Source organism: Butyricimonas sp., from assembly GCF_019423355.1.
Classification (GTDB): domain Bacteria; phylum Bacteroidota; class Bacteroidia; order Bacteroidales; family Marinifilaceae; genus Butyricimonas; species Butyricimonas faecihominis.
Genome location: NZ_JAHZBP010000003.1, coordinates 100,595 through 114,497 on the forward strand (window position 1 = coordinate 100,595; position 13,903 = coordinate 114,497).

The 13,903-nt window shown below is 43.4% G+C and carries 9 protein-coding genes; all 9 read left to right on the forward strand.

Annotation, left to right across the window (positions count from 1 at the left end):
• Positions 1–20 precede the first annotated feature (20 nt).
• The 9 genes from QVC79_RS05455 (at position 21) to QVC79_RS05495 (ending at position 13,879) form a co-directional block, all read left to right on the forward strand.
• Positions 21–788, forward strand: coding sequence for a DUF4843 domain-containing protein (locus tag QVC79_RS05455; protein WP_270594389.1), 768 nt, complete (start codon positions 21–23; stop codon positions 786–788).
• A 19-nt stretch (positions 789–807) separates the two neighbouring features.
• Positions 808–2,466, forward strand: a complete 1,659-nt coding sequence (locus QVC79_RS05460) for a PKD-like family lipoprotein (protein WP_270594387.1) — start codon at positions 808–810, stop codon at positions 2,464–2,466.
• 23 nt (positions 2,467–2,489) lie between these two features.
• Complete coding sequence (locus tag QVC79_RS05465; RefSeq protein ID WP_270594386.1) at positions 2,490–3,410, forward strand: ABC transporter ATP-binding protein; 921 nt, start codon at positions 2,490–2,492, stop codon at positions 3,408–3,410.
• Positions 3,411–3,434: 24 nt separating this feature from the next.
• Positions 3,435–5,795 (forward strand): Gldg family protein, encoded by a 2,361-nt coding sequence (locus QVC79_RS05470; RefSeq protein ID WP_270594385.1) that lies wholly within the window; start codon positions 3,435–3,437, stop codon positions 5,793–5,795.
• A 129-nt stretch (positions 5,796–5,924) separates the two neighbouring features.
• Complete coding sequence (locus QVC79_RS05475; protein ID WP_270594384.1) at positions 5,925–6,497, forward strand: RNA polymerase sigma-70 factor; 573 nt, start codon at positions 5,925–5,927, stop codon at positions 6,495–6,497.
• Positions 6,498–6,577: 80 nt separating this feature from the next.
• Positions 6,578–7,759, forward strand: a complete 1,182-nt coding sequence (locus QVC79_RS05480) for a FecR family protein (RefSeq protein WP_270594383.1) — start codon at positions 6,578–6,580, stop codon at positions 7,757–7,759.
• A gap of 161 nt (positions 7,760–7,920) precedes the next feature.
• Entirely contained in the window at positions 7,921–11,460 is a 3,540-nt protein-coding gene (locus tag QVC79_RS05485) for a SusC/RagA family TonB-linked outer membrane protein (protein WP_287642443.1), read from the forward strand.
• Between the two features lie 23 nt (positions 11,461–11,483).
• On the forward strand, positions 11,484–12,953 hold the full coding sequence (locus tag QVC79_RS05490; RefSeq protein WP_270594381.1) for a RagB/SusD family nutrient uptake outer membrane protein: 1,470 nt from the start codon (positions 11,484–11,486) through the stop codon (positions 12,951–12,953).
• Between the two features lie 17 nt (positions 12,954–12,970).
• Positions 12,971–13,879, forward strand: coding sequence for a hypothetical protein (locus QVC79_RS05495; RefSeq protein ID WP_270594380.1), 909 nt, complete (start codon positions 12,971–12,973; stop codon positions 13,877–13,879).
• The last annotated feature ends 24 nt before the right edge of the window (positions 13,880–13,903 follow it).

Consider the following 13,903-nt stretch of genomic DNA (forward strand, 5'->3'; position numbering starts at 1 on the left):
AATGTTGAAAAATGGAAGTTATGAAAATTCGTTTATTAGCTATATTGATTCCTTTGACGTGTATTTTTTCCGCTTGTAGTGAGAAAGATATAGAAACATTTCACGGGAGACATCAGATTTATTTTGATAAATTTTATATGAATGCTCTCTATCCGGGGACGGAGGAGGCGGATACCACCAGAACATCGTTCTTTTTCTACCCGGAGAATACGTCTTCGATAACGGTTCAATTGGTCGTAAATCTTTCCGGTCGATTGTTGGATGCAGACTTGAATTTTGGATTGAAATTGGTTGAAGAGGGAACAACTGCATTGCCGGGAGAATACAAACTGGAAGAGTCTTATGTTTTTCATCGGAAACCTGTGGAAGAGGGGGCAAAAGAGATTAAGGATACGATAGAGTTGACATTAATTCATAGTGATCGACTGGCGGAATTGGGACCGGAGGGAGTACAGTTGGTTGTGGAATTGGTTCCGTCAACCGAGGTGGATTTGGGACAATACGAACGTCGTCGGGCGGTGATCGTTTGGAGTGAGGTCGAGGCGCAACCTGAGTGGTGGGATTATGAGGTACAATGGAGTTTGTTGGGGGATTATTCTTATGCCAAGTATAAGCTGTTCTTGCAGACGGTGGATACAAACGGGGAACTGAACGGAGAATTAATCAAGGAAAATCCGGCTCGGGCGATCGAATTGGTAACGGAATTTAAAGAATGGCTTTTGGATCATCTGGATGATCCGGATCGTGGAGACGAGTATCGTGAAATTCTGAGTACATTGAAAGTTTAATTGCTAATTAATTGGGATTATGAAATATAGTATTTGGTTTATCGGTTGTCTCGTTATCTTTTCCTTGATAGGATGTTTTGATGACAAGGGGACGTATGATTATAAGGATTTGAATGAACCGATTTGGAATACAGGTGATGGGGAGCCTGTTATAAATGTGACTTGTCGAGCCGGGGAAGTGGCTAAATTCAGGGCCTCACCCTTTTTTGCTTGGAAAGGAGATTCCCTGAAACGAGCCGGAGAAGTGCGTTACGAGTGGAAACTGGATGGTGTGGTCATAGGTGAAGAGGCTGATTTCGATATTGATACCTATGAACTGATGGAAAAGATCGGTATGACCCAATTCTCCAAATCGGGTACAAATGGAACTTTTAGTATTATCGAAAAGGAATCCGGGATTGCTTATATGGTTCGGGCTTATATCACGATAAGTCCCACGAATACGAGTGGAGATTGGGCAATATTGTCTAAAAAAGGAGGGAATGCGAAGTTGTCTTACGTGAAATGTGCCAGAAATCAAGAAACTAGAAAACTTGAGTTCACGCTGTTGGAAGATTTATTTTTCGAAAATTATAATCAGGATATTCCGGGAACGCCTTTGGCATTGGCCATGAGTAATTACTCCACGAATATCGGTTCTTTAGGATCGGTTACGGTAATCACTGATCAAGTTGGTTACGAATTTAATTGCGAAAATATGTTGAAAGTGAGTGAATTACAAGATGATTTTACCTCACTGCCCGCTAATTTTAAACCGATTGATCGCACGGATTGTTACGAGTCCATGACGACTTCAGGGGTACATAGTTTTATTGCGATGGAGGATGGCTCCTTGTATAGGCGGCAAATGTCAATGAATAATTTGGGTGGAGATTTTATGTCTATTCCGCTTGCCGCTGATGAAAAGGGATATAAGATCACTAAATTTGGTCAACCTCGGTGGGGGTTTGGTAATGTCCCCTGTTACGATGAGGCCAATAATCGGATGTTGACAATCCTTTTTTATCGAAGTGGAGAACCGGGGCCTTTCCCCGGATTCCCCGGAGGAACTGAATATTTGTTATCTAAATTAGCGACAACGGAACCTGCGGCGGGTATGCCTACCGAGGGGTGGTGTCCGGTTTGGAGTTTCCCGGAAGGAATAGAGTTCTTGCATGCTTCTTATGCGGGTTCGGTTTCGGGAGGAGGCTGGTTTACTTACTATGATCAAATGAATGTTTTTTACAACGATAAGGATGGAAATACGCGTTGGGGAGTGTATACACTTGATCAGACAACCGGACAGACTGTCAATAATGCTGGAAATAAGGATGTGGCTTTCCCGGGAAATAAGTTGACTAAAGAGTCGGTTATTCTGACGAGTGGCAAGGCTAACGGAACCATGTTGAATTATATCTTATATTCTAATGGTAGTGAAATCAGGTATGTAAATAAACAGGAAAATCGAGATTATCCTTTTGTTACTCTGGAAGATGCCACGGATCGGGTGACGTATATGACTTATACCGTTTATCTCAATTACGAATATTTGATCGTGGGAACCGAGCAAGGGAAGTTACTGTTCTATAATGTGCAGGAGATGAAGGCGAATCCGGAATTACTTGAGGAGTTTGATCTGGGTGAAACAATCATTTCCGCGAAAGAATTAAGTAGTTATTCTTCAGGGGATCGTTATTAAGAAATTGAAAAGTAAATTATTGTATGGAAGAATCAATTGTTAAGGTGGAGCATCTATCTCATCGCTATAGCGTGCAATGGGCGATTCGGGATATTAATTTTGAAATTACAAAGAATGGTATTTATGGGTTACTCGGCTCCAATGGAGCCGGGAAATCCACGACCATGAATATCATGTGCGGGGTGTTAAAACAGACAGAGGGGGATGTTTATATAAAGGGAATCAGTATTAGCAAGAATCCTGTTGAAGCGAAACGACATATCGGCTTTTTGCCGCAAGTGCCGCCGCTACATCCGGATTTGACCGTGGAGGAGTATCTGGAGTATTGCGCGGAATTACGGCATATCCCGGATCGGGAAGTGAAGAAAGCGATACAGGAAGTTATGGTACGTTGTGGCATTAGTCATTTTGCCAAGCGGGTGATTCATAATTTATCGGGTGGTTACCAACAACGTGTGGGAATAGCCCAAGCGATTATTCATAACCCGGAATTGGTGATTTTTGATGAGCCGACGAATGGTCTTGACCCGAATCAGATCGTGGAAATCCGTCACTTGATCAAGGAAATTGCGGAGGAACGAACCGTGATTCTTTCTACCCATATCTTGACGGAGGTGCAAGCTACTTGTGACTATATCCGGATGATTGAACAAGGGAGTATGGTTTTTTCCGGAACTGTGGAAGAATTTGATAACTATATACAACCGAACACGCTGGTTGTTTCTTTGGGAGCCGTTCCTTTGGTGGCGGATATTCAGGCCCTTCCGGGTGTGGTGCGTGTGGATGAATTGGGAGGTCCTAGATTCCGGATTCAGTTCTCGGATGCACGTGAGGCTATGAATAGTATCGTGGAAGCCAGTTATACCCGGGGATGGCAATTGACGGAATTGCAACAGGAAAAGAGTTCGTTGGATACCATTTTTGCCGAGTTGTCCAAGAAATAGTATTAAATTTTATTTGCAGTAAAGATGAGAACGATATTTAAGATAGCGAAAACGGAATTGCGGGATTTATTTTACTCCCCGATTGCTTGGTTGATTTTGATTATATTCACGTTTCAAACCGGAATGTTGTTTTCCGGAACGATCTCGGAGATCGTGCGGTCGCAGAGTATGGGCGGGAGAGGGATGAATCTGACTCTGGCCATATTTGGCGGGCAAAGAGGATTGTTTGTGGCAGTACTGTCTTATCTGTATTTGTATATTCCTCTGTTGACAATGGGATTGATGAGTAGGGAGTTGGGCAGTGGTTCGATCAAGTTACTTTATTCCTCGCCGATTACGAACGCACAGATTATTCTGGGTAAATATTGTGCCATGCTGGTGTATGGGTTGATTCTGGTCGGAGTGTTACTGGTTTATGCGATTTATGGAATATGCACGATCGAGAATGTGGACATTCCGGTTATTCTGGCTGGGCTTTTGGGTGTTTACCTGTTGTTGTGTGCCTACGTGGCGATCGGTCTATTTATGTCTAGCTTGACTTCCTACCAGATCGTGGCGGCCGTGGGTACGTTAGCCGTGCTAGCCGTATTGACTTACGTGAAGGGTATGTGGCAATCGGTACCGTTTGTTCGGGAAATTACTTACTGGTTTGGCATGACAGGACGTTCCGACAACTTTATGTTCGGAATGATTGCTAGTGAGGATGTGCTTTATTTTGTGGTTGTCGTGATGCTCTTCCTGTTAATGACGATTATTCGTTTGCAAGGGAGGCGGCAAAAGGTGGGGTGGTTAATGTCTTTGGGCAAATATGCCGGAGTATGGGGATTGGCTGTTGTCTTGGCATTTATGTCTTCCCGGCCTGTTTTTAAATATTATTATGACGCGACTCACACGAAGGCAAACACGTTGACGCCTAATAGCCAAGAAATTATTAATAAATTGGACGGGGGATTGACGATCACGACTTATGTGAATATTTTGGATCAATATAACTGGCTGGGGTACCCGAAGAATTATAATGATGATATTCGTCGTTTTGAACAATATACCCGTTTTAAGCCGGAGATCAAAATGAAGTACGTGCTTTATTATGATACGGTTAAGAATGATTATCTGGAACGGGCATTCCCGGGGATGAGCTATGAGGAAAAGGCGAAGAAGGTGATAGAAATGGAGAAGTTGAACCCGAAAAAGATTTTGACCCCGGAACAAATTCGTGCGAAAATAGACTTGAGAACCACGGAAGGAAATCGCTGTGTGCGTTTGTTGGAACGTGAATCCGGGGAGAAGACCTTCTTGAGATTGTACGATGATTATCAGATTTTCCCGTCAGAGTCGGAAATTACCGCTGCATTGAAACGAATGGTGATGACGTTGCCTACCATCGGTTTCTTATCCGGTCACGGGGAACGGGAAACAGATCGTCCGGGTGATCGCAATTACTGTATGTTTACTCATTTGCCGATGATGAGACAGGCATTAGTGAATCAGGGATTTGATTATAAAGATGTCACGTTGGATAAAGAGATCCCGGCAGAGATTAATATTTTGGTTATAGCCGAGATGCGTGAACCAATGACGGATGTGGAGAAAGTGAATTTTGATAAATATGTTGCCCGGGGAGGTAATTTGGTGATTATCGGGGAACCCGGACGTCAAGGTGTGATGGCTCCGGTGTTGGAACCGTTCGGGGTGAAACTGGTGGATGGATTTTTGATACAGCCGGAAAAACCGAAGGATCCGGAGCAAGAAAAAGAGAATAATCGTAATCTTGGGCCGTTTGCCGGGTTTGTTGCCCCGAAGAATCCGATTGATTTGATTGTTTCGCAGCCGACGAAAGAGGCTGAAGAATTGTCGTATGCTTTTGGTTTTATGAGGCCTAATTACGTGGCCGTAATGCCTACTGCGGCTGGGTTGGAATACACGACAGATAAGGGGTTTGACGTGATTCCGTTATTTATGTCGGATTCGACTTGCTGGAACGAGTTGGAAAATACGGAGATTGTCGATCAGGAAGTTGTCTTCAACCCGGAGGTCGGAGAGGTTCAGAAATCTTACCCGTTAGTTTTGGCGTTGTCTCGTAAGGTGGGAGAGCGGGAACAAAAAATCATGATTTTTGGGGATGCCGATTGTTTGAGTGATGGTGAGCTTACTCGTACTCGTAGTCCTTTATGGACAGCTAATTACGTGCTTATTCAAGGTGGTTTCTTCTGGCTTTCGGATGGGGAGGTGCCCATTGACGTGAGACGCCCGTACGCTATTGACCGTAAATTGTTTGTGGGGGAAACGGGAGCCGAGATGCTTAATTATGCTTTGCTTGGCGGTTTCCCGGGATTGCTGCTTTTCCTTTCTTTGTTTATCTGGTTAAGGAGAAGAGGACGATAGGAAATAAGTTGTATGAGTATGCCGACCGGGAAATAATGTACCGGTCGGTATTTTTTTTGTAGATGATCATAGGATGATTGGAGCGATTTGTTTATTTATTTCCGAAAACCTATCTTTGTCAAAAATCCTATGGTAGTGAAAATGAATGGTACAGAGCAAGATTTTGTTCATCGTATAAATGTAAAGGAAGAGGCGGCTTTTCACGATTTATTCACGAGATTTCGAAATTATCTCGTGCTGTTTGCCATACGGCGAATCGACCAGTTGGATGCGGCGGAGGATATCGTGCAGGAGACTTTTATTACCGTGTGGGAGAATAAAAAGATATATAATTCCTATCAAGGTTTGAAAGCGTATTTGTACGAGCTGGTACAGAATAAGTGTACCAATTACTTGAAACATAAACAGGTGGAGGATAAATATGTTTCTTACGTGAAAACCACGGGGGAGGAGACGGAGGGGGATTATAACCTGATGCAGGAAGAAATCTATCGGGAATTATATATGGCTATCCGGGAGTTGCCGGAAAAGTGCCAGAAGGTTTTTGAATTGCACTTGGAGGGGAAAAAGAATGATGAGATTGCTGAAATACTGGGAATCTCCGTGTTGACCGTGAAGTCTCACAAGCAAAATGCGATTCATATTCTCAAAGAGAAAATGGGAAATCTCTTCCTTTTATACACCTATATCTACGAGGCGTAATTTTTTTTGAAAAATAATTGGTTTTTATTTGCTACTTTTTGATCCCTTTCTTGTATATGGTGTAAAATAAAGAAGACACCATGGATTTATACGATGAAAACATTGCCCGGTTAATACGACATTCCTTGACAGGAGAACTCTCCGAACAGGAACGGGTGGAGCTGGAGGCATGGTTACGTGATTCGGAAGAGCATCAGGTACTTTTTGAGAAAATCAAGAAAGAAATTCGCATCTCTTCAGAAAGTTCTCTTTTCCGCTCGTTGAATGACGAGGTGGCTTGGCAAAAATTTAAAACTACCACCCGGGAAAGGAAAAGACGTGTCTATGTCAGGAGAATTTTGACATACGCGGCGGTGATCGTGTTGCCGTTGGCGGTTGTTGCGGGTTTTTTGTTTTTGAATCGGGAAAAGGATACGCTTTCAATAGCATCTGAACGTGTGGTTAAAATTACACCCGGGGGGCCGAGGGCGGTATTGATCACGGCCGATCAAACCGTTCACGAGTTAAATGGCGTGCAGGGGCAGCGAGAGATAGAAGTGGAGAAAGGGGTGGTAATCAAGCAAGGAGGTGCTAATTTGGAATATGATTCTTTGGTTGCTTCGGTGCAAGAAGTGGCGTTAGCCATGAACACGTTAAGGGTTCCTCGTGGGGGAGAATTCCGGTTAAAGTTGTCGGATGGGACGAATGTCTATTTGAATTCTGCTTCGGAATTGAAATATCCGGTGCGCTTTGATGAAAAGGAGCGGAAGGTTTATTTGTCGGGAGAGGCCTATTTTGAGGTGACGAAGGATTCGAATCGGCCTTTCTACGTGATAACGGAGGAGGTTCAGGTCCGCGTGTACGGGACGGAGTTTAACGTGAACACGCATCAACCGGGGAAAGTTCATACCGTGTTGGTTGACGGTAAGGTCGGGATCAAAAAAAGAGGAACGACCGGGGAGATCACGATGAAACCGGGGGAATTGGCTAGTTTTGACCGGAATGCGGGAACATTCGAGGTGAAAGAAGTGGATGTGCGGCAGTACGTGGTTTGGAAAGACGGGTATTTTACTTTTGAGAACGAGAGTCTGGAACAGATTCTAAACACGCTTTCACTTTGGTATGATGTTGACGTGTTTTTTCAGTCGGAATCCGCTAAACAACTGGTATTTACCGGGTATATGAAACGGTATAATGATATATCTGAAATTCTGAGCGCGATTACGGATGTTGTAGGAGTAAACTTTACGATAAACGGAAAAACGATAATAGTATCTAAATAAAAAACGGAAAGGGTTGGAGCCTTCCCGTTGAACTTTAATGAGATCAATAGGTCGCTGTTGGAGAGTGACGTATTGAAAGTTTAACTGTTCTAATTTACAAATGTATGGAAAAAAAACAATTATGCCATCGATTTTATCGAAGGTATGTTAAAAAACTTTTGATGCTTATGAAATTGTGTCTCTTGTTTATTTGTGTTTTCACGTTGACACTTTCAGCTAGCTCGTTTGCTCAACAAGAGCGGGTTAGTCTTGACCTGAAGAACGTGTCGGTGAAAGTTTTGTTGGATGAGATTCAAAAACAGACGAATTGGTGTTTCCTCTTTAATCCGGAGCAAACGAAACAATTGGGTAAGTTGTCGTTACGGGTGGAGAATGAAACCGTGGAAGAGGTATTGAATCGTATTTTGAAAGATACGGATTTAACGTTTAAATTTAAAAATGATCTTATCATGATCGTGCCTAAGGATGAGGTGGAGGATGATAAGAGTAAGAAAGATATCCGGATTGTCGGTCAGGTAACAGATAACAAGAAACTTCCGTTACCGGGTGTAACCGTGATCGTTAAAGGTTTGACTATCGGTACGGCGACTGATGGGAATGGGCGATACGCCTTGACTCTTCCCAAGACGGAAAAGTTGTCGTTGCTTTTCTCTTTTGTCGGGATGAAAACCCGGGAGGTGGCATATGCCGGGAAAGATACTATTAACGTGGTTATGCAAGAGGATTTAGAAACTTTGGAGGATGTGATTGTTACTGGTTATGCCACAATTGATCGCGGTAGTTATGTCGGGGCCGTGACGCAAATACGGGCAGAGGACATACAGGTGGCTGGCGAGGCGACCATCGACCAGATGTTGCAGGGATGGGTTCCGGGTATGTCCGTTATAAACAAAACGGGAAAAGTGGGCGGTTCTCCCAAGATTCGTATTCGTGGAACCTCAACCTTGTTGGGAAATCAGGAGCCGCTTTGGGTTGTGGATGGTGTGATTCAATCCGATCCTCTCCCGATTCCGGATGATGCAAGTCCTCTTTCTTCCGAAATGGATGGATTGCGGGAAACGGCCAGCAATGCGATTTCTTGGCTTAATCCTGCAGATATAGAAACGATTACTGTGTTGAAGGATGCGTCTGCCACGGCGATTTACGGGACGAAAGCAACCAACGGGGTTATCGTGATTACGACCAAGAAAGCGAAAGGGGACGGTTTGAATATATCGTACAGTGGTAATTTTAGCGTGGGGATGAAACCTGCTTATCGTATGTATGATATGATGAATTCTCAGGAACACATGAGATTTTCCCAACAATTGTGGGAAGATCGGGATAGTTATAATCAGAATGTTTTACCGATCGGTTATGCCGGTTTAATCCAGAAACTACAAAAGAAAGAGATTACCCGACTGCAATTTGAACAAGAGTACCGGAAAATGGAGAGGATGAATACGGATTGGTTTGATATTTTGTTCCGAAATAGTTTCAGCCATGCCCATAATGTCAGTATCTCTGCTCAAGGGGAAAAAGTTTCAAGTCGTTTTTCCGTGGGAATTAACAGTACTCGGGGTGAGGCAAAAGGAAATGGCATGACCACGTTGACGGCTAGTTCTAATACCACTTTCCGTTTGGATAAGCGGTTGATCATTGATTTGCAATTGAACGGTAGTTATCGGGAAACGGAGGATTTTGCGTTTGGGGTAAGTCCTTACGAGTACGCAATGAATACAGCCCGGGATATTCCTGCTTATCATGAAGATGGAACTCTGTATTATCACGAAAAAGCCGGGGCAACGAGTTTTTCTATCCAGAATAAGTTTTCATATAACTATAACATATTGAATGAACGAGATAATTCCGGTACGGAAACAGATGGTACGAACTTGCAGGCAGCTTTGAATTTGCGGTTGAATTTGTTGAAAGATCTGGAATTTCAGACAACAGCATCTTATGCCCTTGCAACGAATAAAATTAAGTCATGGGCAACGGAAAACACGCATTACATAGCCCAAATTCGCGGTTACGAGGTGGGAGAGATTCTGCCTAATTCGGCGGAACAGTATGCCAGTGTCTTGCCGTTTGGGGGATTATTGCAATCGGAGTATGCCCAGACGAAAAACTATTCTTTTAGAAGTAGTTTAGTGTATAATAAAATGTTTAATGAGGATCATCGCCTCACGTTGAATTTGGGATTTCAAGTCAATTCTGTGACTCAGGAGGGTAATGCGAGTTTGCGGTACGGTTATCTTTACTACCGGGGAGAGAAGTTTGCTACGGTTCCGACAGAAATAACAGCTGCGAACGGGTTGCATAAGAATCCGAGAGATCTTCATGATGAAATGCGGGCTGGAACCACGATTACGACGACGAAAAATAATACGGTTAGTGAGTATTTTACAGCCGTGTATGGTTATAAAGAGCGTTATATTATGAATTTCAATGCCCGTTTGGATGCTTCCAACCGTTTCGGTCAGGATGAAAATAAAAAATTTAATCCCAGTTTATCAATCGGGGTGAAATGGCGGATTGGTAATGAACCGTTTATGGCTTGGGCCTCCTCGTGGTATGATATGTTTGATATTTCGTTTTCTTATGGTTGGAGAGGGAATGCAGTGGTGGCAGTTTCTCCTTATTTGATCGCGAAAGATGGTGGATTGAATAGGTATTTCCAGCAGTACACGCTGAAGATGGTATCGTTACCTTATCCTGATCTTGGTTGGGAGAAGACAGAAGATTGGAATTTGGGAGTCGATTTTTCATTCTTCCAAGGAAGAATGAGTGCCGGGCTTAGCTGGTATAATAAAATCAGTCACGTGTTGGCTTCCCGGGAGGTTCCCATTGAAAATGGTGTTGCCAATGCTTATGTTGATGGTACGACGATGAAAAACAGCGGCTATGAATTGGCTGTCAGTGTTACTCCGGTTAGAACGAAAGACTTCACTTGGTCTCTTTCTTTCAACACAAGTAAGGTGAAAAATACAGTTCGGAATAATCAACGGGAAAATACCCGGGATGACTATCTTAACGGGACCGCGATTGTTAGTGGAGAAAAGTATGGAACTTTTTACGGGTTTGCATTTAACGGGCTAGATCCGGCTAATGGAAGACCGACATTCAAGAATATGGATATAGATGTTACGGAGAATGATTTGGATTATTTGGTGAAAATTGGTTGCTCGGAGCCGGACATTTCCGGTGGTCTCAATACTTCTCTACGATATAAGAGATTGGTATTGCGTGCTAGTTTTGCCATGTCATTCGGGGCTCAGGCCCTTCTTCCGGATTTCTTTGCCACGGCGGGAGCTCCGAGACCGGAACAAAATGCACCCCGTTATTTGTTTAAACGTTGGCGTAAACCGGGAGACGAGAAAATCACGAATATTCCTTCTATCCCTGCCGGAAATCCGAATGAAATAAACATTCAGTTACCTGTTGAAGGGTATGTTGCTATGAGTCCTTACGCGATGTATAACCAATCTGACTTGAGGGTGGCAGACACCGATTTTATCCGGTGCAGGCAAATTTCCTTACAATACGATTTACCTGACGCTTGGGTAAATAAGATTGGGGTTAGACGGGCATCCGTGAACGCCAGTCTTGCTAATCCTTTCTTTATCGCTTTTGACAAGGCATGGGACGGACGTGATCCTGAAACAGCGAATTGGCCTGCACGTCGGACAGTTTCTTGCTCGTTAACTCTTAATTTTTAGTTGAACGGATAATTGTTAGAATGATGAAAAACAAGATATTTATTTTAGGAGCTATCATGGGATCGTTTATGCTGGGTTCTTGTGGAGATTTTTTAGAAGAAGAATCCCAAAGTGAGGTAATCCCGAAAACAACATCTGACTTTTCAGAATTATTGTTGGGTACGGGGTATCCCGATGAGTCGGCTCCGAGCTTTTCTTTCTTGTCCTTGATGGATGATGATTGTGCTCATTTTTTGACTTATGCAAGTCCGTGGAGTCCGGAGGGAACCGTGGAAACGGCAAATGCTATCACCCAATTCCCGATCTATTCATGGCAACCGACTCTTGCCGATTATGATGGTTACGATAGTGAGATCAATGAAACGGCAAGTTCTACCACGTACGCCCAGTTCTATTCAAAAATATTGGGATGTAACGCCGTGCTGGATTATATTGATGAGGCCATAGGAACACAGGACGATCGGGATCGGGTGAAGGCTGAAGCTCTTGCCGTGAGAGCGTTACTGTATTTTCAATTGGTTAATATTTATGGGGAACCCTATAACCATAATAAGGACGCTTTAGGAGTTCCGGTTCGGTTGATTTCCGATTTGACGGAAAAGAACATTGAACGTTCCACCGTGGGGTATATTTATGAAGAGGTGATTCTGAAAGATTTGTTGGAGGCAGCCCGTTTGCTGGACCCTCTTCCGATTATGCGTAAGAATTTCCGGATCAATCAGCCGGCCATTCATATCCTGCTTTCCCGGGTTTATCTGTACATGGAGAATTATAAAGAGTGTATTGCCGAGGTGGAGAAAGCAGAAAAGCAAGGAATTGGATTATTGAATATGGTAAATAATTTGGATGTTATCCTGACAGATAATGGTTATGCCCCGATTTCTTACAATAATCCCGAGGTTGAATGGTTTTTCGGGCCGAGTGCGGTTGCGAATCATTGGGAATATCAGCCGGGAACGGCGCCTGCTTTCCGGGTTATATGGGATCAGGTGAATGACCAACGTTTTTTGGCTTATGCGCTCAAAGCTGTGGGTGATGACAATACGGTATACCTGAAAAAACCAATGAGTAGTTCAGAGTTAGGACAATCTATCCGTTCGGCAGAAGCGTTTTTGAACCGGATGGAAGCTTACGCTCTTTCCGGAGAGGAAGGGTTGGCGTTGGCCGAATTGAATGCATTCCGGAAGACCCGCGTGATCGGTTACACGGATGTAAATCTGAGTGGTCAGGCGCTTCTGGATGAGATCCGGTTGGAACGTCGAAAAGAACTTTGTTTTGAAGGTCATCGTTGGTTTGATTTACGTCGTCAAGGAATGCCGGAAATCAAACACACGTATAAGGCTGAAAAAGGAGGGGCGGTGTATGAATATGTACTGCAACAGGGGGATCCCATGTATACACTACCGTTTCCTAACAGTGTTGTATTGCAAAACAGGGCTCTTGTTCAGAATCCGTCACGGGAGATGGGAGCGAGACAAGGTGAGATTCAATAAACGTAAAATAGAAGATCATGAAAAAGATATTATTAGCTATAGCTTGCCTGTGGGCTGCATGCATTTCTTGTAGCGAAGACACGAAAATCGGTGCGCCGGACGAAATATTGCCGGATTACGTGCTACCGCAGGGAGACGCTTCGAAGGAGGCAAACGATCGGATTCAGCAGATATTCGATACCTATACGTCTTACGTGCTTTATAATTACACGGAGAAAGATGCTTTGTGGACACAAACGGCAGCAGGCGGTGGCGTCCAAATCTATCGGGCTATCATGGGAGAATCTCGCCATGTGGACGCCATGCTTGATTATATTCAGGCTATTTGGCTTCAGTTTTTCCCGGAAGAATTTTTGAAAAAAGGAGGAATGCCCTACCGGGTCTTTCTGGCTGATTCAATTTATTTGGATCGCGGTTGGGGTAAAACTCTTTATAATTATCGCATAAATGGTAATGCGCTCATTATTGGAGGAATGAATGAAGATTTGACCGCTATGGATGCCATAACTAAAAGGACGAGGAAAAACGAACTATTGGGAGCGATGTGGGATTATTATATTGCTCAGGGATTGTTGAATGTTCCGGATGAGTTTTATGAAGATACGGATTACGAGAATGCACCTGCTCTCCCGTTAGATGGTGAAAATTTGGAAGCTTATCGAAAGAGAGGATTTTTACCGACATTTAATAGTTATTCCGGAGCGCAGGAAGAGTGGTATTGGGGGGATTACCCGTGGACTCAAGCGAGAGAAAACGATTTGAAATCTTTTATGTTGCATTTACGGAACCAAACGGATGAGGAAGTAGCTTGGTTCCTGAATAACCCGGAATACGAGTTGATCCAGAAAAAATGGAATATTTTAATTGATTACTACAAGAAAGAATTTGGTATTGATCTTCGGAAAATGGGTAATACGACTTTTTAATAAATCACTGTAAAGATAATTGTT